At 71.3% G+C, this 23,136-nt stretch carries 19 protein-coding genes; 9 read left to right on the top strand and 10 right to left on the bottom strand.

Annotated elements, in window-relative coordinates:
• Positions 1-5: 5 nt before the first annotated feature.
• From uca to ACH4G3_RS21345, 5 genes are all read right to left on the bottom strand, one after another.
• Positions 6-3,602, bottom strand: coding sequence for an urea carboxylase (uca, locus tag ACH4G3_RS21365; RefSeq protein WP_397625980.1), 3,597 nt, complete (start codon positions 3,600-3,602; stop codon positions 6-8).
• Positions 3,599-4,420 (bottom strand): urea amidolyase associated protein UAAP2, encoded by an 822-nt coding sequence (locus ACH4G3_RS21360; protein ID WP_397625979.1) that lies wholly within the window; start codon positions 4,418-4,420, stop codon positions 3,599-3,601. The genes uca and ACH4G3_RS21360 overlap by 4 nt, the downstream gene beginning before the upstream one ends.
• 1 nt (position 4,421) lies before the next feature.
• Positions 4,422-5,333, bottom strand: coding sequence for an urea amidolyase associated protein UAAP1 (locus tag ACH4G3_RS21355; RefSeq protein ID WP_397625978.1), 912 nt, complete (start codon positions 5,331-5,333; stop codon positions 4,422-4,424).
• Between the two features lie 50 nt (positions 5,334-5,383).
• Positions 5,384-6,982 (bottom strand): amino acid permease, encoded by a 1,599-nt coding sequence (locus tag ACH4G3_RS21350; protein WP_397625977.1) that lies wholly within the window; start codon positions 6,980-6,982, stop codon positions 5,384-5,386.
• A 130-nt stretch (positions 6,983-7,112) separates the two neighbouring features.
• The gene (locus ACH4G3_RS21345) at positions 7,113-8,498 is read right to left on the bottom strand and encodes an acetamidase/formamidase family protein (RefSeq protein WP_397625976.1); all 1,386 of its coding nucleotides are present in this window, start codon (positions 8,496-8,498) and stop codon (positions 7,113-7,115) included.
• A 271-nt stretch (positions 8,499-8,769) separates the two neighbouring features.
• Between ACH4G3_RS21345 and ACH4G3_RS21340 the strand changes: the two genes are divergently transcribed.
• Positions 8,770-9,582: a hypothetical protein gene (locus tag ACH4G3_RS21340; RefSeq protein WP_397625975.1), complete on the top strand. Its 813-nt coding sequence runs from the start codon at positions 8,770-8,772 to the stop codon at positions 9,580-9,582.
• Positions 9,583-9,623: 41 nt separating this feature from the next.
• On the opposite strand, the gene ACH4G3_RS21335 is transcribed toward ACH4G3_RS21340, so the two are convergent.
• Positions 9,624-11,144: a PucR family transcriptional regulator gene (locus ACH4G3_RS21335; protein ID WP_397625974.1), complete on the bottom strand. Its 1,521-nt coding sequence runs from the start codon at positions 11,142-11,144 to the stop codon at positions 9,624-9,626.
• A 234-nt stretch (positions 11,145-11,378) separates the two neighbouring features.
• Between ACH4G3_RS21335 and ACH4G3_RS21330 the strand changes: the two genes are divergently transcribed.
• From ACH4G3_RS21330 to ACH4G3_RS21305, 6 genes are all read left to right on the top strand, one after another.
• Positions 11,379-12,314 (top strand): polysaccharide deacetylase family protein, encoded by a 936-nt coding sequence (locus tag ACH4G3_RS21330; protein ID WP_397625973.1) that lies wholly within the window; start codon positions 11,379-11,381, stop codon positions 12,312-12,314.
• A 122-nt stretch (positions 12,315-12,436) separates the two neighbouring features.
• Entirely contained in the window at positions 12,437-13,927 is a 1,491-nt protein-coding gene (locus ACH4G3_RS21325; protein ID WP_397625972.1) for an APC family permease, read from the top strand.
• Complete coding sequence (locus ACH4G3_RS21320; RefSeq protein WP_397625971.1) at positions 13,924-14,619, top strand: SDR family NAD(P)-dependent oxidoreductase; 696 nt, start codon at positions 13,924-13,926, stop codon at positions 14,617-14,619. The genes ACH4G3_RS21325 and ACH4G3_RS21320 overlap by 4 nt, the downstream gene beginning before the upstream one ends.
• Position 14,620: 1 nt before the next feature.
• Positions 14,621-15,394, top strand: a complete 774-nt coding sequence (locus ACH4G3_RS21315; RefSeq protein ID WP_397625970.1) for an SDR family NAD(P)-dependent oxidoreductase — start codon at positions 14,621-14,623, stop codon at positions 15,392-15,394.
• Positions 15,395-15,425: 31 nt separating this feature from the next.
• Positions 15,426-16,394, top strand: coding sequence for an agmatinase (gene speB / locus ACH4G3_RS21310; RefSeq protein ID WP_397625969.1), 969 nt, complete (start codon positions 15,426-15,428; stop codon positions 16,392-16,394).
• Between the two features lie 157 nt (positions 16,395-16,551).
• On the top strand, positions 16,552-16,944 hold the full coding sequence (locus tag ACH4G3_RS21305) for a VOC family protein (RefSeq protein ID WP_397625968.1): 393 nt from the start codon (positions 16,552-16,554) through the stop codon (positions 16,942-16,944).
• 170 nt (positions 16,945-17,114) lie between these two features.
• Here the strand turns inward: ACH4G3_RS21305 and ACH4G3_RS21300 are convergent, their stop codons facing one another.
• Positions 17,115-18,527, bottom strand: a complete 1,413-nt coding sequence (locus ACH4G3_RS21300; protein ID WP_397625967.1) for a cytochrome P450 — start codon at positions 18,525-18,527, stop codon at positions 17,115-17,117.
• Between the two features lie 177 nt (positions 18,528-18,704).
• Between ACH4G3_RS21300 and ACH4G3_RS21295 the strand changes: the two genes are divergently transcribed.
• Positions 18,705-19,337 (top strand): DUF2461 family protein, encoded by a 633-nt coding sequence (locus tag ACH4G3_RS21295; RefSeq protein ID WP_397625966.1) that lies wholly within the window; start codon positions 18,705-18,707, stop codon positions 19,335-19,337.
• A 648-nt stretch (positions 19,338-19,985) separates the two neighbouring features.
• Here ACH4G3_RS21295 and ACH4G3_RS21290 read toward each other — a convergent pair.
• Positions 19,986-20,291 carry a DUF1330 domain-containing protein gene (locus ACH4G3_RS21290; protein ID WP_397625965.1) on the bottom strand — a complete coding sequence of 102 codons (306 nt, stop codon included), beginning with the start codon at positions 20,289-20,291 and terminating at the stop codon, positions 19,986-19,988.
• Positions 20,292-20,479: 188 nt separating this feature from the next.
• Between ACH4G3_RS21290 and ACH4G3_RS21285 the strand changes: the two genes are divergently transcribed.
• Entirely contained in the window at positions 20,480-21,382 is a 903-nt protein-coding gene (locus ACH4G3_RS21285) for a LysR family transcriptional regulator (RefSeq protein WP_397625964.1), read from the top strand.
• 246 nt (positions 21,383-21,628) lie between these two features.
• Here ACH4G3_RS21285 and ACH4G3_RS21280 read toward each other — a convergent pair whose 3' ends face one another.
• Positions 21,629-22,585 carry a hypothetical protein gene (locus ACH4G3_RS21280; protein WP_397625963.1) on the bottom strand — a complete coding sequence of 319 codons (957 nt, stop codon included), beginning with the start codon at positions 22,583-22,585 and terminating at the stop codon, positions 21,629-21,631.
• A gap of 3 nt (positions 22,586-22,588) precedes the next feature.
• Positions 22,589-23,002 (bottom strand): hypothetical protein, encoded by a 414-nt coding sequence (locus tag ACH4G3_RS21275; RefSeq protein ID WP_397625962.1) that lies wholly within the window; start codon positions 23,000-23,002, stop codon positions 22,589-22,591.
• Between the last annotated feature and the right edge of the window lie 134 nt (positions 23,003-23,136).

Genomic DNA, 23,136 nt, shown 5'->3' with positions numbered 1-23,136 from the left:
GGCGCTCATGCAGCCCTCACCGCCGCGAGGACCTGGCCGGGGGCGACCTGTTCGCCGGGCTTCACGTAGATCGCCAGCAGTGTGCCGGCGGCGGGGGCGCTCACCTTCGACTCCATCTTCATCGCCTCCAGGGAGAGGATCGGGTCACCCTCGGCGACGACGGCGCCCGGCTCGGCGACGGTCTGCCAGACGGTGGCGGTGAACGGCGCGGTGACCGGGACCGCGCCGTCCGGGACGGTGACCGCGACGGCACTCGCGGCCGGTCCGGGATCGTCGTCCCGGTCGAACTCGCCGGCGGCCCGCCAGCGTTCCTTCTCGGCCTCGAACGCGGCGCTCTGCCGCTTCCGGAACGCGGCGATCGAGTCGGCCTCGGCGGACAGGAAGGCGTTGTACTCGGCGATCGAGAAAACCCCCTCCTCCGTCTGGAAGGCGCCGCGGCCGGCGTCGGTCTCGGCGCGCAGTTCGAGCAGTTCCTCCGCGGTGACGGGATACCACTCGATGCGGTCGAAGAAGCGCAGCGCCCACGGCGAGTCCTCGAACAGCCCGCCCTTGCGGAACCGGTTCCAGATCTGCACGGTGCGGCCGACGAACTGGTAGCCGCCGGGACCCTCCATGCCGTAGATGCACAGATAGGCGCCGCCGATGCCCACGGAGTTCTCCGCGGTCCAGGTGCGTGCCGGGTTGTACTTGGTGGTCACCAGGCGGTGCCGGGGGTCGAGCGGGGTGGCGACGGGGGCGCCGAGATAGACGTCGCCGAGGCCGAGCACCAGGTAGGAGGCGTCGAAGACGGTGCGGTAGACGTCGTCGGCGGTGTCCAGGCCGTTGACGCGGCGGATGAACTCGATGTTCCACGGGCACCAGGGGGCGTCGTCGCGCACGCCCGCCATGTACCGCTCGATGGCGAGCCGGGTCGCCGGATCGTCCCAGCTCAGCGGCAGCCGCACCGTGCGGGAGGGGACCACCAGCTCGTTCGTGGGCGCCACTTCGTCCTCCAGCTCGCGCAGCAGGACGGTGAGGTCGCCGGCCTTCAGCCGGCGGGCGTCGGTGTGGATCTGCAGGGAGCGGATGCCCGGGGTGACGTCGACGATGCCGTCGGGAGCGTGCGCGGCGAGGGCCTCCTGCAGGGCGTGCACGCGCATCCGCAGGCCGAGGTCCAGCACCATGGGGCCGTACTCGACGAGGACGTTGTCGTCGCCGGCCCGGCGGTAGGTGACCGAGGGGCGGTCGTCGGTGGCCTCCAGACGGCCGAGAATGCCGTCGTCACCGTCTCCGCCCGCGCTGATCAGCGCGGGCGAGGCACGGCGGGCGTCCAGGGCGGCGGCCTCGGCTTCCCTGACCGGTACGAAGCGGACGGTGTCGCCGGGGCGGAGCTGACCGAGCTTCCACAGTTCGCCGCTGGCGACCACCGCGGGGCAGACGAAACCGCCGAGGGACGGCCCGTCGGGGCCCAGGACGATGGGCGTGTCGCCGGTGAAGTCGAGGGAGCCCACCGCGTACGGCGTGTCGTGGATGTTGGAGGGGTGCAACCCGGCCTCGCCGCCGTCCTGGCGGGCCCACTGGGGTTTGGGCCCGATCAGGCGGATGCCGGTGCGGGCCGAGTTGTGGTGCACCCGGTAGTCGGTGGCGTAGAGGGTGTCGATGTCGTCGCGGGTGAAGAACTCGGGCGCCGCGTGCGGGCCTTCGGTGACACCGATCCGCCAGTGGGAGGGGATCGCGGGCCGGCGCTCGGGCGGGGTCGGGCCGCCACTGGTGGTTGCTCCGGCTCCAGGCCGCAGGACGTCTCCGGCGAGCAGGGCGCGCCCGCCGTGCCCGCCGAAGCCGCCGAGGGTGAAGGTCGAGGCGCTGCCCAGGTATTCGGGTACGTCGAGGCCGCCCTGGACGGCCACGTAGCTGCGCAGGCCGGGGCCGTGGCAGGCGCCGAGGACCAGGGTGCCACCGGCCGGGACCGGTACCGGCTCCCACAGGGCCGCCGCGGTGCCGTCCACCGTGACCGGGACGGGGGCGCCGGTGACGGCGACCACGCAGGCGGCCGAGAAGCGCAGGGTCAGCCCGCCCGCGGTGACCTCCAGCGCGGGCGCCCCGGCCGGGTTGCCGACGGCCAGGTTGGCCTCGGCGAAGGAGACGGGGTCGAAGGGCCCGCTCGGCGGCACGCCGACATGCCAGTGGCCGAGCCGGCCGGGAAGGTCCTGGACGGTGGTCATCGCTCCCGGCACCAGGACGTCGATGCGCGGCTCGGGATCGGCGGTGGTGGCGAGGGTGCTGGTGCTGTGCACGGCCCCGCGCACCTCGTCCCGCACGGTCAGCGAGCGCAGCAGACCGAGGTTGGTGACGACGCCGTCGACCCGGCTGGCGGCCAGGGCCCGGCCGAGCACGTCGAACGCGGTGTCGCGGTCGTGGCCCTTGGCGATCACCTTGGCGAGCATGGGGTCGTAGTACGGCGAGACCTCCAGGCCGGTCTCGGCGTAGCCGTCGACGCGGACGCCGGGCATCTCGTCGGCGCCCTGGCCGGGGAAGGCCGCCCGGGTGATCAGGCCCGGGGAGGGAGCCGAGTCCTTGCCGGGGTCCTCGGCGTAGACGCGGGCCTCCACGGCATGGCCGGTGGGCGTCCACTCCCGGTCGAACACCTCGTCGTCGACCCTGCCGTCGCGGGCCAGGGTGAGCATGAGTTCGACGAGGTCGACGCCGTACGCCTCCTCGGTCACCGGGTGCTCGACCTGGAGCCGGGTGTTGACCTCCAGGAAGGCGGCCTCCTCGCGCACCGGGTCGTAGACGAACTCCACGGTCCCCGCGCCGCGGTACCCGATCGAGGCGAGCAGCCGGTGCGACGAGTCCCGCAGCAGGTCGCGGACATGGCCGGGCAGGGCCGGGGCCGGGGCCTCCTCGATCACCTTCTGGTTGCGGCGCTGCAGCGAGCAGTCGCGGTCGCCGAACACGGCGATCCGGCCGGTGCCGTCGCCGAAGACCTGCACCTCGACGTGGCGGGCCGGGCGCACCAGGCGCTCCAGAAACACCCCGGCCGACCCGAAGTTGGACGTGGCGAGCGCCGCCACGGCGGCGAAGGCTTCGCGCACTTCGTCGGTGGTGGCGCAGGCCCGCATGCCGATGCCACCGCCACCGCCGGTGGCCTTGACCATCACGGGCAGCCCGATCGACTCGGCCGCGGCTACGGCCTCCTCGGCGCTCGCGAGCAGTTCCGTCCCGGCCAGCAGCGGTACTCCGGCCGCCTTGGCGAGGGCGCGGGCGGTGTGCTTCTCGCCGAAGGCGGTGATCTGGTCGGCGGTCGGGCCCGCGAAACGCAGGCCGGCCTCCTCGACGGCACGGGCGAAGGCGGCGTTCTCGGAGAGGAAGCCGTAGCCCGGGTGGATGATTCCGGCGCCATGGGTGAGCGCGGCCTCGATGATCGCGTCGCCGCGCAGATACGAGTCGCGTGCGGGCGCCGGACCCAGGTGGACGGCGTGGTCGGCCTCGCGGACGTGCGGGGCGGCCCGGTCGGCGTCGGAGAAGACGGCGACGGTGCCGAGGCCCATCTTCCGGGCGGTGCGGATGACACGGCGGGCTATCTCACCGCGGTTGGCGACGAGGACAGCGGTGGGGCGACTCACGCGGCGTCCTCCGGGGTGCTTGCGAACCCGAGGCGGCCCGCGACAGGGCTCGCCGGGCTGTCGGCGCTCTGCGGGTCCACGACGATCATCCGCAGCGGGGTCGGGTTGAAGTCGTTGCACGGGTTGTTCATCTGCGGGCAGTTGGACACCATCACCAGGACGTCCGTCTCGGCGCGCACCGCGACCCGGCGGCCGGGCGCCGACATGCCGTCCACGATGCCCAGCGCGCCGTCCGCCTCGACGGGCACGTTCATGAACCAGTTGAGGTTGGAGACGATGTCCCGCACCCCCAGACCGCGCCGGCCGGCCTCGGCTAGGAAGTTCTCGCGGCAGCCGTGATGGAACATCACGTGGTGGCCGTAGCGCAGGGTGTTGGACTCCTTGCCGCATGCGCCGCCGATGGTGTCCTGCCGGTCGATCTCGTTGGCGACGACGGTCATCAGCGGGCGGCCCTCGTTGCTGCGCAGCACGGTGCCCGTGCGCACGTAGGCGTTGCCCTGCCAGGCGAGGGTGTCGGGGACGCTGTAGCGCTCCTCGGGGTCGTCGGCGTTGTAGAGCAGGCAGTCGGCCGACTGGTTGCCGCCGACGTCGACGATGGTCAGGACGTGCCCCTCCTTCACGACCGCCGACCAGGGCGCGTTGGGGGCGACCTTCTCGTCCAGGACGACGGTGCCCTCCACCAGGCTCGCTCCCCAGTCCAGGGTGGAGCCCTCGTCGTACACCGCGCCGACCGGGACGGTGGAGGCGAGGGAGCCGCCCGAGGTGGTCGGGTATGTCGGGTACGTAGTCGACGTGCTCTCGGTCTGACTGGTCGCCATGTCACAGCCCCCGGGCTTCGCAGTAGTCGACGGTGTTGAGGTACGCCCGGTGCAGCTCGGGCGTGGCGGTGAACCGCGGATCGCCCGGGCCGGTGGCGGCGGAGCGCCAGGCGTGCACGCGCAGCGGCCCGACGACGTAGTCGGGGCGCGGGTCCAGCGGGTGGGCGACGTTGGCGATCAGCACCAACAGGGGCATCTCCGCGACGAGTTCGACATACGTGCCGGGACCGGCGCTGCCCCGCCAGGCGAGGGCGCCGTCCGCCTCGACGCGTACTCCCTGGAAGAAGGAGAGGCTGGGCGGCAGATCGCGCCGGGACAGGCCGTGCTTGGCGGCCGCCTTGAGGAAGAGTCCGCGGCCGGACGGGGACGGCCCGTGGGGCCGGGCGTCACCGTACTTGCGTTCGTTCCAGGCGTCGGTGGTGGTGCCGCAGAAGGCGTCGTGCCGGCCGGAGGAGTCACCGGTGACCACGGCCAGGATCCGGCCGTCGCCGGACAGCAGCGGATGGTTCTCGCCCAGGTAGGCCTGCCAGGGGATCTTCTGGGTGTCGGCCACGTTGAGCCGCTCGACCGGTTCCAGGGCGTTGAAGAGCAGCAGGTGGGCGCAGGCGTCACCGGTCGGGTCGTCGAAGCGCAGCCGGGTGCCGCGGGCGAGGACTTTGTGGGTGTAGCCGCCGGGCGCCACCGTCTCCGCCCACACCAGGGCGGCCGGGTCCACGCCCGGCGGGCAGTGCGGGCTGCCGGACGCCGGGAGGTACGGCATCCAGTCGCTCGCCTGCCCGCTCTGGGCGCGGGCGTCGTCCTGGGCACTTCGGACACTGTCGGTCTGGTGCAGATCACGGACTCCGGCGGGGGACGGCCCGGTGGGGTCCTGGTCGTGCGGTGCGGTGGTCGTCGGCTCTTCGGCTGTGGTCATGGATGTCCCGTCATCCCTTCGTGGTTACGTCGTCAGGGCCTCGGAACGGCTCAGGCGGGCTCGGCGACGGCTGCGGTCTCCTGGGCGGGCGGCTCGACGTGCGTGTGGGGTACGTGCCTCAACTCGATGCGGCGGTGCAGCCGGCGGGCGAGGAAGTAGGCGGCGCCGACGGCGAGGCTGAGCCCGATGAACAGCAGGGCGCTCCACCGCAGCCACCACGTGCCGTCGGTGAGGTCGTAGATCTCCGGGCGGGGCCAGATCAGGTTGACCGTCATGCCGATCTGGTAGAGCACGGCGAGCGTGTTGACCGCCAGGCCCCAGCGCCCCAGCGAGAACAGCGGCCGGCCCGTCTCGTCGACGCCCGCCGGGAGCCCCCGGTGCCGGAACCGGGCGACCAACTGCGGCAGCGTCACGCCCAGATAGGCCAGGTACAGCATGGCGATGCAGAGGCTGGCGAGGGCGGTGAAGATCGCCGCCTGGCGGAGGTTGACCACGAGCGCGATCGCGGCGCCCACGCCCACGACGACCGATGTGGTGATCGGCGTACCGGTACGGGCCGACACCTTGCCGAGGTGCCGGTGGAACGGCAGGGCGCCCTCGCGGGCCATGGAGTAGATCATCCGTGCGCCGGAGGTCTGCACGGCGAGGGTGCAGGCGAACACCGCCACCGCGACGCAGCACAGCAGCAGCCGGCCCAGGACGTCTCCGAGCCGGTCGGTGAGCACCCAGGAGAGACCGCCGGTGGCGAGCTTCCCGTCGGTCAGGCTGCTCGCCGCCATGAGTCCCGAGAGGATCAGCAGCGCGCCGCCGACGCCCGAGAGGACCAGTGCCCGCAGGATGGTCCGGGGAGTGGTCCGGCGCGGGCTGTGCGTCTCCTCCGCCAGTTCGCCCGCCGAGTCGAAGCCGACCATGACGTACGCCGCCATCAGCGAGGACGCGAGGAAGGCCCCGAAGTAACCGCCGTCTCCGGCCCAGCCGGTGGTGTGGGCCACCACCTCCGGGCCCCGCTCGGGCAGGAAGAAGAGCACCAGCACCAGTGCGATCACGCCGACGATCTCGACCGCCACGCCGACGCTGGTGGCGGCGGCCATCTGGCGGATGCCGAGGATGTTCACCACGGTGGTGATCACCAGCAGGAGGCAGCCCAGGAGGACCGCGTTCTGCGCGCCGGTCGGGGAGCCGACCGACGGATCGGCTCCCGCTCCGCCGACGATCTGGAATCCGGACCAGATGCCCGGCAGTACCGCCTGCGCCGCGATCGCGGCCGCCGCGACGGTGAGGATCTGACCGATGATCATGATCCAGCCGACGAACCAGCCCGTCGTGGTGCCGGCCAGCCGGCTCGACCACTGGTAGATCGCCCCGGAGATGGGCCAGCGTGCCGCCAGTTCGGCGAAACAGAGCGCGACCAGCAGCTGGCCCGCGAAGACCAGCGGCCAGGTCCAGAAGAAGGCCGCCCCACCGAGGCCGAAGCCGAGGCCGAACAGCTGGAAGACGGTGGTGAGGATCGACACGAAGGAGAAGCCCGCGGCGAACGACGCGAAGCTGCCCACCCCCCGGCGAAGTTCCTGCTGGTAGCCGACGGGAGCGGAACTGCTCGTGACGCCACCGTCGGGGCCCTGCTCAGGGGCGAGTTCAGGCCGGCCCATCGCGGCACCTCCGATCGATCAGGGATACCTGTCGAGTGACAGGTATTGCGATGGTGGGGTGGACGGGTCTCACGCCTGGGTCCCGGAAGTTAACTTCGTGTATCCGGGTGTCACTTGGGATGTCTTGTACCTACTGGGCGGTGAAGTGGTCCTTGCGGATGACCCCGTGCACGCCCACGGTGCGGTCGACGACCTGCGAGATCTCGAAGTCGGCCGCCGCGGACAGGTAGGCGTAGGCGACCGCCCGGTCCATGCCGAGGTCGTCCTGGAGGAAGTCCAGTGCGTTGACCACCGCCCTGCGCATCGCGATGTTCAGGTCGCTGATCTGGCCGTTCCGGGAGCCGTCCGGGTCGGAGAGTCCGATGGGCACCCAGGCGTCAGGGGTCTCGGCGAACGGGTAGCGGAAGGCGACCGAAGGCGCGTCGCCCGAACCCGCCTTGCACACGGTGAGCCGGAACGTGGCACGCAGGGACCCCTCCATGGCGGTCAGCGCCACCTCGCCGTCGCCCATCGCCATGTGCGAGTCACCGGTGTAGAACAGCGCCCCTTCGGCGTACACGGGAAGGAAGAAGGTGGCACCTATGCCTAGCAGGTTGATGTCGATGTTGCCGCCGCCGAGCGTGGGCGGGATGGAGTTCAGCGAGGGGGCGGTGAGGGTGTCGGCGGGGGCGAACGCCACACCCATCATCCCCATGAACGGGTGCAGCGGAAACACCACTTCACCGGAACCGCCGCGCGGCAGCACACCGCTGGGCACGCCGTCCCGCCCGCGGCGCACCGGTGTGAAGACCGAGACGTCGCCGTATCGGGTGGGATCACCTGTGGCTCGCCCGTCCGTGCCCACCGGCGGCATGATCTCCTCCAGGGTGATCCCCGCCGGCACGCCGCCTCCGGCGAGCCGGGGCAGGGCGCCCTTGCCGTGGCGGCTGGAGACGACTCCGTACGGTACGCGCAGCAGCATCGAGAGCATCTCGACCTTCAGGACGTCTCCCGGCTCGGCGCCCTCCACGTAGACCGGCCCCGTGACCACGTGCGGGCCGTCCACGTCGAAGTCGCGCTCGGTGCGGGAGTAGTCAGCGGCGATCGCGACGGCGTCGTCGAGCACCTGGTCGCGCGGTACTCCCTGCCGGCCGAAGTACGCCACCGGGTCGCGGCCCTGGTCTTCCAGGATGCCCTCGTGCGACACCGCGTCCACGGTGATCGTCTCCCCCGACCGCATCCGCGCCACGGGCTCGCTGTCCAGAGCCGGCACGTAGCCCCACCGCACCTGGTCCGGCAGGGAGGGGAGGTAATGCTGCCCGTGGATGGGTCCCTTGCCGGGCTGCAGGATCTCGCGGGGGAAGAGGGAAGGCGCGGCGGCGGACGGGGAACCCGGCGCGGCCGAAGCGGCCTGGGCGCCCAGCAGGCTCCCGGCGGCTCCGGTCACCGCTGCCGCGGCGCGCAAGAAGCCCCGTCTCCCCAGCCTCTCGATGAGCGCCTCGCGCACGGCGCGGTTCGTCGGCCTCGACGATTCCATGGGTCCTCCAGCAAGAGTCTCGGGGCGGCCGGGGCCCGTCGGACAGTGTCCTGCGCACCCGGTCACCCGGCGGTTGCGACCAGGCTGGTGGGCGGTCATGGCGCTCGGCCATGCGACTGGGACACAGAACTCCGGGGCACGTCCGTACCCGGGTATGAACGGGAACGCGCCGCACGGGGACTGCCCGGGCGCGGCACCACCAGCGGCATCGGGGAAGGGAACGTAATGCGACAGTGCCAGGGCGGTAACAGGCCGCCGTTTTGCTGGACGCGTGCCACACACCAGTCCTGTCCTCGCCGAACTGACGGGGGCCTGGCATCGCTCCCTTCTTGTCGAGGGCGACGGCAGCCGCGATGTCACCAGCACCGTCACCTGGCTCCAGGGCCCCACCCGCTACGCCGACCTGCGTCAGGCCGCTGACCGGCCGCACCCCCAAGGCAGTCGAAGTCTCGGTGACCTCACCTTCGGACAGCTGCTCGACCTGGCTCGGCAGGAGGGGTTCGCCGGGCGGCTGCACCACGCCGACGGTGCCTTCCACTGGAACCGCGCCGTCGACTTCGCGCCCACGCCCGTTCCGGACGCCGGGGTGCTGACCTGGCGGGGACCGATGCTGGTGGAGACAGGCCTGCACGCTCCGTACACCGAACACTGGCTTCCCGGCGCGGGCGCCGGCCTGCCCTGCGCGGCCGTGGAGTTGGCGGATCCGGACTCCGGCGCCATCGCCCTGCTGGTGCGCACGCGAACGTGGTTCGGCTACGCCCGCAGCCGTCCCGAGCCGCTGCCGGCCCACGCCCCGCTGGCGGAACTGGTGGCGGGAGCCGGAGACCTCGGCCGGGCCCGGCAGATCCTCGACTGCGAGGTGTCACTCGGCCGGGTCGTGGGCCACCGCTGGACGCTGCACCGCTCGACCCTGCCGCACCGCGTGGGCCGGACCCTCGCCCCCGTCCTGGTCGGATCCGCTGGGCTGCTGCTCGCCGACACCGGTCCGGGAGGTGCCCCGTACGCCCGCCGCTGGGAGGTCACCGCGGCCGAGGGGCGCCTCGACGTCCTTTCCTCGATCTCGGGTTCCTCGGCTGGTACTTGACGGTCCACCCGGTGGGCTGCCCCTCTCAAAGGCCATCGGCTTCAGCCGCGCACCGGACCGCGGCTGTGGACCAGGTCGTGGGCCCGCACGGCGAACCACAGCTCCGCTATGTGATCGGTCTGCGTGACCCCGCGGCCGGTCAACTGCTCGATCTTGCGCAGCCGGTAGCCGAGGGTCTGTTTGTGGATGTGCAGTTCGTCGGCGGCCAGCCGCCACGACCGATTGCTGCGCAGGGCGACCCGGAGCGTATGCAGGTACTCGGTGCCGTGCTCGGCGTCGTGTGCCATCAGCGCGCCCAGCACTCTGGACACCAGGACCTGGGCCTCGGCAGGGGTACGGGGCAGCGGCAGCGCGGTCTCGTCGCCGTACCGGACCACACGCCGGTTCTCGGCCTTGGCGGCGCCCAGCGCCCATTGGGCCTCCTGCCGGGCTTCGGCGACGCGCCCCGCCGTACCGATCCGGTCGCTCACACCGATCGGCGCCGAGGAGCCCAGCGAGATCTGCTCCAGCAGCTCCGGACGGTCGTCCAGCACGATGTGCAGGCTGTCGTCGCGGCGCAACAGCAGGTGGGGCACCCGTGGTCGGGACAGACGGCGGTGGACCTCGTCGGCGACGCTGTCGCAGGCGGCGGGGGTGAGGACGAAGACGGAGCCGGCCGGTGCGATGCCGCTGTCCGCCAACTGGTGCTCGGCTGCCGACGGATCGAGCCTGCGCTCCAGCAGGTGCAGCAGCAGGTCGGCGCCCCGGCGACGGCGGCTTTCCCGGTCCGCCGCGAGCTGCGCCAGCTCCAGCGCGCCGACCGTCGCGACGTGCTGCAGCAGTCCGAGACCGGGCGGCTGTTCCCCGGTCGGCTCGGCGACCAGCGCCGTCGGCTGATCGCCCGGCACGGCGACGGCCAGCGCCGTGGCCCACCGGCCGTCGCTCTCCCGGCGGCGCAGCCTCAGCACGCCCGGCATGGCACGGGAATGGGCCGCGAACTCGGCGGCCAGCGCGTCGGCGAAACTCGTCTCGAGGCCGTCGTCGAACAGCGACAGGCCCGTCTCGGGATCGACCAGGAACAGTCGCGCGTCCAGCTCCCGGCCGAGCCTGTCGAACATCTCCGGCCCGGACAGGCCCCTGGCCATCGAGGTCCGCAGCAATGCGTACAGCCGCGCCACACTCGCGAGCTGCCGGGCGCCCTCACGCTCGTTGACATCGGCCACCGCCCGCGCGACCGCGCTGAACGGCACGCTGTACGGCACGGACACCACCGGCAGCGACAGCGCGTCGGCCCGCTCGGTGAGGGCACGGGTCAGCGGCGGCCCCCCGGTGCCCAGGCCCAGGCCGAAGGCGCTGGGAGCCGCCTCGGCGAGCTGCTCGATGAAGGAGGCCTGGCCTGGTGGATCGGCAGGCAGACCCGTGCCGTTGGTCAGCAGCAACTCGCCCGAGGCGAGCCACGCCCAGGGGTTGGGCAGGTCGGACGGGTGCACCCAGCTGACCTCGCGGTCCAGGCCGCGGGCACCGGCGTGCAGCGACATCTGCAGGTGCGGCATCGCGAGAAGTTCGCCCACGGTCACCGCCATCGCTGCCTCGCCTCCCGGACCCCGGCCTGCGGTTTCTCCGGCGGTGAACCTATGCACGCCGGTCACTCCGGTGATGAGACCGGCGTGAATTCCTTGTTACCGGCGCTCGGGCAGCCTGACCGTTCATACCCCGGTATGACACGGGGCGGAAGATCTGCGTCCGGGTCGCATGGCGGACCCGCGGGTCCCGTTCGCATGCTGTGCGCACCCAGTAAGCGAGCGGAGTGTGCGGCGATGACCCGATCCGATGCCCACCAGCGTGACGTGAACACCCCGGCCGGCCCCATCGACTGGCCCGAAGGCTTCACCGCGGCCGCCTGCCTCACCTTCGACATGGACGCCGAAGCCGCCGTGCTCAGCACCGACATCTCGTCCGTCGACCGGATGAGCCCGATGAGTCACCAGTCGTACGGACCGCTGGTCGGGGTGCCCCGGATCCTGGACATGCTGGAACGCCACGGCCTCAAAGCCACGTTCTTCGTCCCCGGATACACGGCACACCGCTACCCCGCGACCGTCAGGTCGGTGGCCGAGGCAGGTCACGAAGTGGCCCACCACAGCTACTTCCACGAGAACACCGTAGGCATGGACGCCAGGACCGAGGCCGACATGCTGGACCTGGGGATCAAGGCCCTGCAGGAGGTGGCGGGCGTCACGCCGGTGGGCTACCGGGCGCCGATGTGGGAGCTGAACTACCACACGCCGCGGCTGCTCGAGGAGCGCGGATTCCTGTACGACTCCAGCCTCATGGACGCCGACCATCCCTACCGGCTGGCGGTGGACGAACGGCCGCAGGCGGGCAGCATCGTGCAGGTACCCGTCTCCTGGGGCCTGGACGACTGGGAGCAGTACGCGTTCCTGCCCGGGCTCATCGGCTCCGGTGTGATCGAGAGCCCGGCCAAGGCGCTTCAGATGTGGACCTGGGAGCTGGAGGCCATTCACCGCCTCGGCGCCTGCTTCGTCCTCACCTGCCACCCCTTCCTGTCCGGCCGCCCCTCGCGCGCCGAGGCGCTGGAGCGGCTCGTCGAGCGGATGAAGGAGCTGCCCGGCCTGTGGATCACCACGGTCGCCGAGGTCGCCCGCCACACCGCCTCCCTGGACCTCACCCCGCGCACGTGCCCGCAGCCCCGGATCCCCGAACAGGCGTACTGGGTACCGCGGCGCCTCTGACACCGGGACCGCGTGCGTTCCGCCTGTCCCCCACTTCTCCCACCACGGGCAACGGCGCCTGTCGTGTACGTCCGTACGCCCACGGCGGCCCGCCCCCGGCCGCCCCTTCGACAGGAACCGTCATGCCTGAGAACACCACCACCGCCCCGCCGGGCCTGCCCGCCGACGAAACCGGCACCGTCGTCGGCGAAGAACTCAAGCAGCAGTACACCCTGAGATCGGCGTTCGCCCTCGCCTTCTCGGACGTCTCCCCCATCGTCGGCCTGTACGGCGTGTTCGCCCTGGGCGTCGTGACCGCCGGTCCCGCCTTCTGGTGGGCGTTCCCGGTCGTCCTCGTCGGCCAGCTGCTGGTCTCCGGCGTCTTCGGCGAGCTGGTGTCCCGCTGGCCGCTGCAAGGCAGCGTCTACCAGTGGGCACGCCACCTGATCGGTCCCCGCTACGGATGGTTCACCAACTGGGCGTACATGTGGGGACTCACCCTCGCGCTGTCGGCCCTGTCCTACGCGGCGTCCGGCTTCCTGATCGAGGCGATCGGACTCACCGGCGTCAGCGGTACGACGCAGGCGCTGATCGCGCTGGGAGTGCTGCTGTTCGGCTCGGCCGCCAACATGATCGGAGGCCGGGTCCTGAAGGTACTGCTGTACTGCAGCCTGGCGGCGGAGCTCGTCGCCACCCTGGGCATCGGGCTCGTGCTGCTCTTCGTGCACCGGGAGCACGCCTTCTCGACCCTGCTGAGCGGCGGCGGCACCGCACACGGCGCGCAGTGGCTCTTCGGGCCGTTCCTCGGCGCGGTCGCCATGGCGGGCTGGTCCTTCGTCGGATTCGAGTCGGCCGGCTCCATCGCCGAGGAGGTCAAGGAGTCCCGGCGGGTGCTGCCCAAGGCCATGCCGCTGGCCCTGGCGGCCGTCGGCCTGCTCGTCATGTTCGCCAGCCTCGGCATCCTGCTGGCCATGCCGGACATCGCGGCCGTACTGAGCGGGAAGGACGCGGACCCGGTGTCCACCACCCTGCAGGCGCGGCTAGGCTCCTCGACCGGCAAGGCACTGCTCATCGCCCTGGTCGTCGGTTTCACCGCCAGCCTGATGGCGGTGCAGGCGGCGGTGAGCCGGTCCATCTGGGCCTGCGCCCGGGACAGGGTCATCCCCGGCTCCCGGCTGCTGGGCACCCTGTCCGGGACCGAGCGGGTGCCGCGGAACGCGATCGCGCTGACCGTGGTCGTCGCCGGATCCCTGCTCTTCATCAGCGCGTCGAAGATCTACGCCCTGCTGCTCTCCTTCGCCAACGCCGGGTTCTACCTCTCCTACGCGCTGCCCGTGCTCGGCGCGGTCTACGTCCGGCTGCGCGGCACCTGGGAGCCCGGCGAGGTGTCCATGGGCCGGTGGGGCACGCCGGTGACCTTCGCGGCCGGGGCATGGGTGGTCTTCGAGTCGGTGAACATCGCCTGGCCGCGCGCCCTGAACGGAGTGTGGTACCTCGACTGGGGACTGCTGATCATGACCGGCGTGCTGGGAGTGATCGGCGTGCTGGTGAGCCGGTGGGCGTTCCGGCCCGGTCGCGCGGCACCGGCGGCCCCCGCCCTCCGCTCGGTGGCGCTCGACGAGGGCGGAGCATGAGCACTCCGGTCGCCCTGATCACCGGCGCCGCCGGCGGTATCGGCGCCGCGACCGCCGAGGTGCTGCGCGAGGCGGGCTGGCGCACCGCCGGGCTGGATCTCCGCCCCTCCCCCACGGATCTGCCGCTCCTCGCCGACGTGGCCGACCGCCGCGCCGTCGCGGACGCCGTCGACCGCGCGGCCGGTCGGTTCGGCCGGCTGGACCTGGTGGTGACCGCCGCCGGGTACTACGAGGATGGCATCGACGTCGGCGACATCACCACCGACCAGTGGAACCGCATGCTCGCCGTCGCCCTGGGCGGCACGGTCAACACCTGCGCCGCCGCCCTGCCGCACCTTCTCGCCGCGGGCACGGGCACCGTGGTGGTGATCTCCTCCGAGCTGGCCCTCGGGGGCAGCACCGGCGACCTGCACTACGTGGCCGCCAAGGGCGCGGTGCTCGGCTTCGCCAAGTCGCTGGCGCTGGAGGTGGCCGACTCGGGGATCCGGGTCAACATCGTCGCCCCCGGCCCCACCGACACCCCGCTGCTGGCCCCGGACTCTGCTTGGCGCGATCCGGCCTACCTGGCCACGCTGCCGCTCGGGCGGCTGGTGACCCCGGCCGAGGTCGCGTACACGGTGCTCCACCTGGCCACCGAGGGCCGCATGTACTGCGGGGACGTGCTGTCACCGAACGCCGGGGCGGTGATCTGACGTGACATCGGCTGCACCCTCCGGGCACAGCGGCATCGCCCTGGTCACCGGGGCCGCCCAGGGCATCGGCCGGGCCTGCGCGCTGCGGCTGGCCGCCGACGGTCACACCGTGGCCGTGAACGACGTCACCGACGACGGGCGGCTGTCCGAACTGGCCGACAGCATCGGCGGCATCGCCGCGCCCGCCGACATCGCCGACCCGGCCGCGGTGGCCACCATGCTGGACCGGCTCCAGCGGCTGGCCGGCCCGGTGGAGGTTCTGGTGGCCAACGCCGCCACGATGTCGATGGGCCCGTTCCTCGACCAGAAACCCGAGGACTGGTGGCACCAGATCGACGTGAACCTGTCCGGGCACTTCCGGGTCGTCCAGGCCGTCCTGCCCGGCATGCGGGCCCTCGGCCACGGCCGGATCGTGGTCATCGCCTCGGAGTGGGGCGTGATCGGGCAGCGCAACGCCACCGCCTACGCCGCCTCGAAGGCCGGACTGATCGCCCTGGCCAAGGGACTGGCCCGCGAACTGGGCCCCCAGGGGATCCGCACGAACTGCGTCGCCCCGTCGTACGTGGACACCGACCAGCTCAGGGTGGACGCCGCCGACGCCGGCGTGACGCTGGAGGAGCTGCGGGCCCGCTACCGGCGGTTGATGCCCGTCGGCCGGCTGGCCGAGCCCGCCGACATCGCGGCAACCGTCGCCTTCCTGGCCTCCCCCGGCGCGGGCGCGATCACCGGCCAGATCCTCCAGCCCAACGGCGGCTCCACCCGCGCCCGTGCCTGAACACTCCCGGAACCCGGAAGAGGAACCTCCCATGTCCGACCCGTCCCGTGACCCGGTACGCCCCGTGGACGGCACGGCCGTTCCGCGCTTCGCCGGAAGCGGAAGCTTCGCCCGGGTGCCGGAGATCGACCGGGTCGGCGACTACGACGTCGCCGTCCTGGGCGTACCGTTCGACAGCGGCACGTCCTACCGGCCCGGTGCCCGGTTCGGCCCGATGGCGGTCCGTCAGGCGTCCCGGCACCTGCGCCCGGAGTACCACGTGGAGCTGGGCATCTCGCCGTTCACCGCCCTCCAGGTCGTTGACGCCGGTGACGTCCCGGTGACCCCGTACTCGATCGACACGGCCCTCGGCCAGATCACCGACCACGCCCGGGACGTGGCGCGCGGCGGACGCCGGGTCCTGGCGATCGGCGGCGACCACACGATCGCGCTGCCGATGCTGCGGACGGCGGTGGCCGCGCACGGTCCCGTCGCCCTGGTGCACTTCGACGCGCACCTGGACACCTGGGACACCTACTTCCACGCGCCGACCACCCACGGCACGGTGTTCCGCCGAGCGTTCGAAGAGGGCCTGCTCATCGAGGACCACTCCATCCATGTGGGCATCCGCGGCCCCGTCTACGACCGGGCGGACCTCGACGCGGACAAGCGGCTCGGCTTCCGTACGATCCGCGCCGGCGACATCGACCTGCTCGGCACGGCCGGTGCGATCCAGGCGATCACCGAACGGGTGGACGACCTCCCGGTCTACCTGTCCGTCGACATCGACGTCCTCGACCCGGCCTTCGCACCGGGCACGGGTACGCCCGAGTCCGGCGGCCTGACCAGCCGGGAACTCCTGCGGGTCCTGCGCGGGTTGACCGGGCTGAACATCGTGGGCGGCGACGTGGTGGAGGTGGCTCCCGCCTACGACCACGCCGAGATCACCTCGATCGCCGCCGCGACCGTGCTGTTCGACCTCGTCACCCTCATGGCCCGCAAGGCCGGGAACGCCAGGTGACGGCGGCGCGGCAGGACTCCTGCCCCGCGTCTTCACGGTCTCGGGGGTGAAGGAGGGCGACCATCCGGACGCTGTCCGCGTGGCGTGCGCACGGCTGGGGCGCGTGTGGTGTGCCCTGAAGTGTCAGGACGGCTCACGCACGAAGGAGACACACGGCATGTTCGGACAGTCCCAGGCGTTCAGTGGCTTCGCGGTCGACGACCTCGGCGAAGCCCGCCGGTTCTACGGTGAGACGCTCGGTCTCCAGGTGGAGGAGTCCGGGGAGGGGGACATGCGGATGCTGACGATCAAGCTCGGCAGCGGCGCGCAGGTCTTCGTCTACCCCAAGGAGACGCACACCCCTGCCACGTTCACGATCCTCAACTTCCCCGTGGACGACATCGAGTCCGCCGTCGACGAACTGGACCGGCGCGGCGTGACCATGGAGCGCTACTCGGAATTCGATCACGACGCGAAGGGCATCGTCCGGGTCGGCAACGGCGGCCCTGCCGCGATCGCGTGGTTCACCGACCCCGCCGGAAACGTCCTCTCCGTGCTCCAGGAGAACTGACCGGCCGCCTGCCTCTTGCCCGGCACTTCCGAGCGCGACGCTGCCGCCGCACCGCCCACGGCCGCGATGCCCCGCCCGTGGGCGGCAGGTCGTGCCGCAGGTCAACGGCCGCTGCCCGGCTTTGGCAAACGGAGGGCCGCCCCGCGCATGCGGGCTGCTCGACCGACCCGTCAGCCGGCCGAGTCCGAATGGAACTCCACGGCCAAGGCGTCGGGTTTCACTGTGATGACGGCCTGGGCACGCGGTGGACGGGAGGTCACCTTGAACCGGGGCCAGATTTGGAGGACCGTCGCGAGGATGATCTGCAGCTCAACCCACGCGAAGTTCTCTCCGATGCACTTGCGTCGGCCGTCGCCGAAGGCGAGAAAGGACCCTCGGGTGGCCGCGACGCGGTCTGCCTCCCAACGGTCCGGATCGAAGGTGTCCGGGTCGGGGAAAAAGGAGGAGTCGTGCTGGTGCAGATAGGGACTCCACACGACATCGGCGCCCTCGGGTATGAGGTGTCCGCCGAGGACGATGTCGCGGGCGGCGGTCCGCGTCACCATCCAGGACGGTCCATACTTTCTGATGGCCTCCTGCAGAACCCGTCGGGCGTACGGGAGTTGGTCGATGTCGTCGTAGCGCAACGGCCGGTCCCCGCACACCGAGGCCAGTTCCTCGCGCAGGCGTCGTTCGACGGCGGGATTGCCGGCGATCTCGTACAGCGCCCAGGCGAGCGTCGTGCCGGTGGTCTCGATCGCGCCGGCCAGGAGGGTGATGGCCTCGTCCTGGAGTTGCCGGCGGCCGAGTTGGTCTTCAACACCGAGCAGGGTCTCGAACAGACCCCTCTCCTCCCGGCGCGCCTCGGACGCATGCGGGCATGCCTCGGCGCCGGATCCACTGTCCGCCGCAGCGGATCCGGGTGCGGTGACGTCGATGTGATGGTCGATGGCCTGGTCGATGAGGGCGCGCAGGCGGGCGACACGGTCGGCGTGCGCGCGGTTGGCGGGCAGCGGCAGCCGCATGATCCAGGGCGGAAGGATGACCTGCCGAATCGTCCCTTTCATGATTTCGGGCATGAGGGCGGTGAACTCGCCCTCCAGGTGTGCGGGCAGGTCCGCGCCGAACACGGCGACGAGGAACGTGGCCAGGGTGATCTCGTTCATGCCGGCGAACATGTCGCGCGGCTCGGCCGCGGGCCAGGCGCCGACCATCGTCCGCACCTGATCGATCATGGCGTTGCCGCGCTCGGCGATATGCGCCCTGCTGAACATGGGCTGCATCAGACGGCGGTTGCGCAGATGAATGTCGCCGTCGGCGACGGTCGCGACTCCGTCGCCGAGGAAGACCCGCAGCGCGTCGTAGTACCTGCCGCCCTTGGGGAACTGGGCGGCGTCGGTCACCAGGACCTGGCGGGTCAGTGCGGGGTCCGTGACCACGTAGGCGGGTGTGGGGCCGATGCGTATGCGCACCACACTGCCGTATTCGCGCAGCGAGGTGATGAACGGCAGGGGGTCGCGGACGAGGCGGAGTCCGTGCCCGATCAGCGGCAGTCCGCCGGGGGCCGTGGGGGTGGGGATGGGTGCCGTGGTGGGGGCGCTCATCAGGCGCTCACTCCTCGTGGGGGAGGGGGCAAACGCCCAAATACATGCCCATGACAGCTTCCCTCGATGCACCGAGACGACGATCGGTGCGTCACATACCGCTCCGCCCCATGTCTACGTCTCCCTGCTCGTCTCACTTTCCCCGCGCGCGGATCACGCCTGAGCTACCCTCTGCGCATGCGCGGACAGTTCACCGGCTGGCCGGAGCAGGCCATGGACGTGTTGTGGCATCTCCAGGGCGAACCGACCCACGCGACCCGCGAGCGCTACCGCGCGGACCGCGAACGCCTGGTCCGGCAACCGATGATCGCCCTGCTCAACGACGTCGCGGACACCGACCCCCGGTACGAGGACTTCTCCGTCTGGCACTACCGCACCAACTCATGGTGGTGGCAGCACCAGAGCGCGGTGATCCGGCTCGGCCGCAAGATCGAGATCGGTCTCCGGTTCGACCTGGACGGCCTGCGGATCCAGGGCGCCTGGTGGTACCCCGATCCCGGCCAGGTGGACATGTTCCGCAAAGCCGTGGCCTCCGAGGGGAGCGGCCGCGAGCTGTCCGCCATCGTCGAGGACGTACGGAAGAAGGGCTACGACATCTCCGGGGACGTGATGAAACGCCCCCCGCGTGGCTTTCCGACGGACCACTCCCGTACGGACCTGCTGCGCCACCGTTCGCTGATCGCCGCCCGTCCCCTCGGCTGTGAGGAGTGGCTGCACACCCCCGAAGCGGTCGACCGGGTCCTCACGGCCGCCGCCGACCTGGACGCCCTGCTGATGTGGATGGTCCGCCATGTGAATCGCGCCGCCTGACATCATGAGGGCGCTGCTGTGACACTTGGTCACATGAAAGAGATGCGCTGCGAGCGATGCGACAACATCATCGGCATGGGGTGCGCCTGCCCTGCTGATGGCAGCGTGCCCAAGGCACACCCGGAGGAAAGGCGTGTTCGACAGGAGTGGCGGCGGTTCCCCGGCAACGCCATCTTGATCAAACAGAATGGTAAGGCGCACGTTCCAGGCGCCTGCGATCACATGGCGGAAGACGAGGTGCGGCCTCCGAAGTGGGGTTGGATCCTCGATCCGTCCCCCGGAGATTGGGACCGTATCAGCGATAGCAGCCCAGCCATCGCCACTGGGGGGAACGCGCAGCTGCGGGCGACGAGCCGGTGCATGACGTGCATGGGGACTCTCGGCGGCTGACGAGCTGCAGGGCGTGCTGAGCTGTGGGACAGCTGACCAGAGGACCGACGGCTTGCCGTCGGGCCTCGTTCGTCTCGTGGTTCTGGGCACGCCGGATGCGGCACGACTCGGTTCGATGGTCGTACACGTTCACATCGGCCGTTGCTGCTGATCAGATCCCCTGACGCGGGATCCACCTCAGCACCAACAAGATCGGCAAGGCCACCACCAGCAGTTTCGTCGAAGTGACGGGTGCTCAGCGATGGCTGGGCCCGCCGGTCAGTCGATGCCGTCGATGATGCGGAAGTCGCGCTCGACGCCGTCGGGGAGGGCCACCAGCGCCTTCTGGTATGCCTCGCTCTCGTATGCCGCGACGGCCTGTTCAAAGCTGTCGAACTCGATCAGAACGACGCGTTGCGTGATTCCGGCCTCGTGGGCGACGACTCGACCGCCATGGGACGGGATCCGGGACAGGACGCGCCCGCCCCCAGCCTGGACAGCCGGACCGGCCAGCTCGTCGTAGGCAGTCAGCCCCTCAGGGTCGGAAATGGCGGGGTAGACACTGACCCAGTAGCCCTTAGCCATGGAAACCTCCTGTGTTCGGCCGGACACGTCCGACTTCGAATTGACACTCAGATCGATCGATCCCGGCGACGAGTACTGCGGTCAGTTGAATCGCCGTATGCGCAGGTTAGGGCTTGATATGCGGTCGAGGGAAAGACCGGTACGGGATAGAGTCAGAACGGATCGTTATCAATCGGCAGGGAGGGCACGTGGCGCCGGATACGGTGAGCCTGCGGTACTTCCTGGTGCTGGCGCAGGAGTTGAACTTCACCCGCGCGGCCGCACGGATCGGTATCGCACAGCCCGCACTCAGCGCCCGGATGCGCCGATTGGAGGCGGAGCTCGGTACGGCCCTGCTGGTCCGCAACACGCGTAGCGTCGTATTGACCACGGCCGGTGCGGCTTTGGCGGAGTCCGCGCCGCCCGCGCTGGCGGCGCTGGACCGGGCATGGGACACCGCCCGGAGCGCGGCGGCGGGTGAACTGGGCACGCTGCGCATCGGATACAGCCTCAGCACCGGGGCCGAGACGGTACCGGCCCTGGTGGACAGGCTGATTCGCGGCAACAGCGGACTCGAGGTCGGCGCGGTCCCGATGGCGACACCGGAGATATCCCCCGCGGTCGCCGACGGCCGCATCGATGCCGGGATCACCCGCGGTGAACAGCCGGGCCGTGACGTGCGCCGGTTCCTGCTGCGGCGCGCGCGCATCGGGGTCCAGCTGGCGCAGCACCATCCGCTGGCCGAACACCCGGAGATCGAGATCGCCGACGCGGCCGCGTATCCGCTGCGACTCCCGGACCGTGCGGCCAACCCCGTGATCCACGATCAGCTGTCCGCCCTGTTCCGAGACACCCGACCACACCCCCGATTCCACACGCCCGCAGTCTCTTTCGACATGTCTCAGCGCGACCTGCGCGACGGGGTCACCCTCGCCCCGGCCGGAGAAGCCGCCGCCACGGTGCAACCGGCCGGTCTCACATGGCGACCGCTGCGAGGCGCGCCCAGCCTGGCGATCCACCTGGTCCTCCCACGCGAGCAGTCGCCACTCCACCGCCGCATCCGTGCCGTCGCCAAAACACTGGCGCACGAGCTGCACTGGCTGCCGGACTGACGCGCAAGAGGTCAAGCGAGACGGACGCCTGCGGTGGCGAGGCCAAAGACCCTGCGCCCGGCGGACTTCGCGGTGATGACGACAACGGTGGTCTCGCTGAATGTCCGACACCGCGTTCAGCGGTTCGGCGGCAGGCAGCAGTGCACGAAAGCAGTCTCTCCTGACGCCTACGCACACCAGCAACTGTATTGGGCCTCTCTCCCCTCAACACCGGCTCCTGAGCCGCGTTCCTGGCCGACGGTCGCGTCACGGTTGTCCGTGGGCGGGTGGTGGAGACGGCGGCTGGGGCTGGCCTGCGAGGTGGCGGGTGAGGGCGTCGCCGATGTCCGTCGGCGAAGTGGCGGTGTCCAGACCAAGGTGGTCGGCGAGTTCACGGGTGTGGATGCGGGTGGCGGCCTCCAGCAGCACGGCGTAGGTGTCGGTCGCAGCACGGGTACGGCGCCAGCCCGTGAGGCCGAGGGCGCCGCTGACAGCCGCGGCGGGCCACCACCACCAGACCAGCGGCAGGTACAGCGCTGCCCAGGCGGTGAGCGTGGTGGCGCGGGTGAGGGCTTGGCGGGCGGCGGTGATCTCCGTGCGGGTGGCGTCCGGCAGGATCAGCCACAGGTGGGGCCAGCAGACGGACGCATCGACGTGCAGGTCCCGTTCCAGGCGGACGGCCACGGCGTTGAGCCGGTCGCCGCACCAGGTGAACCGGTCGGGGGCCTCCGGGGCGATGCGCGTCATGGCCCGGTACGCGGCGCGGCGCGCGGCGGGGTCGGCGCGCTGGCTCCGGGCTCGTGCTCGGGCGGCTTCCTCCCTCAGCTGGTGCCACCGCGTGGCGGCGGAGTTCCAGCGGCGCCGGCGGCGGGCGACGAGGCGGCCGGTGGCATGCCGCAGAGGGCCGGGCCAGTCGCGCCAGTCAGCGGCCAGGGTCAACCGTTCGACCAGGACGCCCAGCCCCTGCGCGGCGAGCCCGGCCACCGCTGCTGCGGCCAGGCCGGCGGCCAGCAGCACGACCTGGCCTCCGATACTGCGCGCGGCCGGGGTGCTGGCCCAGGCGGTGACCTGGTCACCGAGGCGGGGTAGGTCGGCGGGGTGGGCATGGCCGAGGGTGCGGGCCGCGGCGACGACGGCCATGAACAGTGCGCCAGGTAGCACGAGCAGTGAGAACCACCGCTCGGCGAGCTTCTTTCCGAACTCCGACAGGAAGCCGGTGACCACTTACTACAGCCAATCCCGGCGCAGGACGTCACCGCTGATCGCGCACCGGGGGACGGGCGTGTCACCACTCGGCCACCAGTACCGCACGCACCGGCCGCCCGGGCACAGGTACACCGTCTCACCCGGGTCGGCGGCGCTGATGCCGGCCGCCCGTATGCCGCGCGTCCCGGCGCCACCACCATCGGCGTAGCCGTTGAGGCCCAGGGCATCGCCGTCGGCCTGGAGGGCGATGTGTAGGGCGTCGAGCAGGTCGGCGATGTCCTCGCCGGCGCGCGCGGCGGCCAGCACGCGCTCCAGCGGGCCGGCGTCCCCGTGCGAACCGTCGCGCAGGTCGGCGCGGATCTCCTCCACATGTGCGCACACGGCGGCTATCCCCTCCGCAGTGCGCTCTGCGGCGTCGTCCGATGCCACGGTCATCGTCTGTCCTCCCATGCCGTCTGCCCTTGCAGCACGCCTGACCGAAGAGTTCCGAGAGTCTAACGAGGCGCCTCCCTTCCGCGTGGCGCTGTGTCCGACCATCGGATTGCGGTGAAACGCCCAGGTCTTGGGGA

Origin of the sequence: Streptomyces afghaniensis (assembly GCF_044327915.1) — a bacterium.
In the GTDB taxonomy this organism is placed as follows: domain Bacteria; phylum Actinomycetota; class Actinomycetes; order Streptomycetales; family Streptomycetaceae; genus Streptomyces; species Streptomyces afghaniensis.
This window is presented reverse-complemented; position numbering and strand designations above follow the sequence as displayed.

What these genes read in the sequence shown, in the direction of transcription:
- ACH4G3_RS21345 (WP_397625976.1), bottom strand. Translation starts at nt 8,498, where the DNA reads ATGGAATCGTCGAGGCCGACGAACCGCGCCGTGCGCGAGGCGCTCATC.
- ACH4G3_RS21350 (WP_397625977.1), bottom strand. Translation starts at nt 6,982, where the DNA reads ATGGGCCGGCCTGAACTCGCCCCTGAGCAGGGCCCCGACGGTGGCGTC.
- ACH4G3_RS21335 (WP_397625974.1), bottom strand. Translation starts at nt 11,144, where the DNA reads ATGGCGGTGACCGTGGGCGAACTTCTCGCGATGCCGCACCTGCAGATG.
- ACH4G3_RS21275 (WP_397625962.1), bottom strand. Translation starts at nt 23,002, where the DNA reads ATGACCGTGGCATCGGACGACGCCGCAGAGCGCACTGCGGAGGGGATA.
- ACH4G3_RS21330 (WP_397625973.1), top strand. Translation starts at nt 11,379, where the DNA reads ATGACCCGATCCGATGCCCACCAGCGTGACGTGAACACCCCGGCCGGC.
- ACH4G3_RS21325 (WP_397625972.1), top strand. Translation starts at nt 12,437, where the DNA reads ATGCCTGAGAACACCACCACCGCCCCGCCGGGCCTGCCCGCCGACGAA.
- ACH4G3_RS21300 (WP_397625967.1), bottom strand. Translation starts at nt 18,527, where the DNA reads ATGAGCGCCCCCACCACGGCACCCATCCCCACCCCCACGGCCCCCGGC.
- ACH4G3_RS21360 (WP_397625979.1), bottom strand. Translation starts at nt 4,420, where the DNA reads ATGGCGACCAGTCAGACCGAGAGCACGTCGACTACGTACCCGACATAC.
- ACH4G3_RS21295 (WP_397625966.1), top strand. Translation starts at nt 18,705, where the DNA reads ATGCGCGGACAGTTCACCGGCTGGCCGGAGCAGGCCATGGACGTGTTG.
- speB (WP_397625969.1), top strand. Translation starts at nt 15,426, where the DNA reads ATGTCCGACCCGTCCCGTGACCCGGTACGCCCCGTGGACGGCACGGCC.
- ACH4G3_RS21290 (WP_397625965.1), bottom strand. Translation starts at nt 20,291, where the DNA reads ATGGCTAAGGGCTACTGGGTCAGTGTCTACCCCGCCATTTCCGACCCT.
- ACH4G3_RS21355 (WP_397625978.1), bottom strand. Translation starts at nt 5,333, where the DNA reads ATGACCACAGCCGAAGAGCCGACGACCACCGCACCGCACGACCAGGAC.
- ACH4G3_RS21305 (WP_397625968.1), top strand. Translation starts at nt 16,552, where the DNA reads ATGTTCGGACAGTCCCAGGCGTTCAGTGGCTTCGCGGTCGACGACCTC.
- ACH4G3_RS21320 (WP_397625971.1), top strand. Translation starts at nt 13,924, where the DNA reads ATGAGCACTCCGGTCGCCCTGATCACCGGCGCCGCCGGCGGTATCGGC.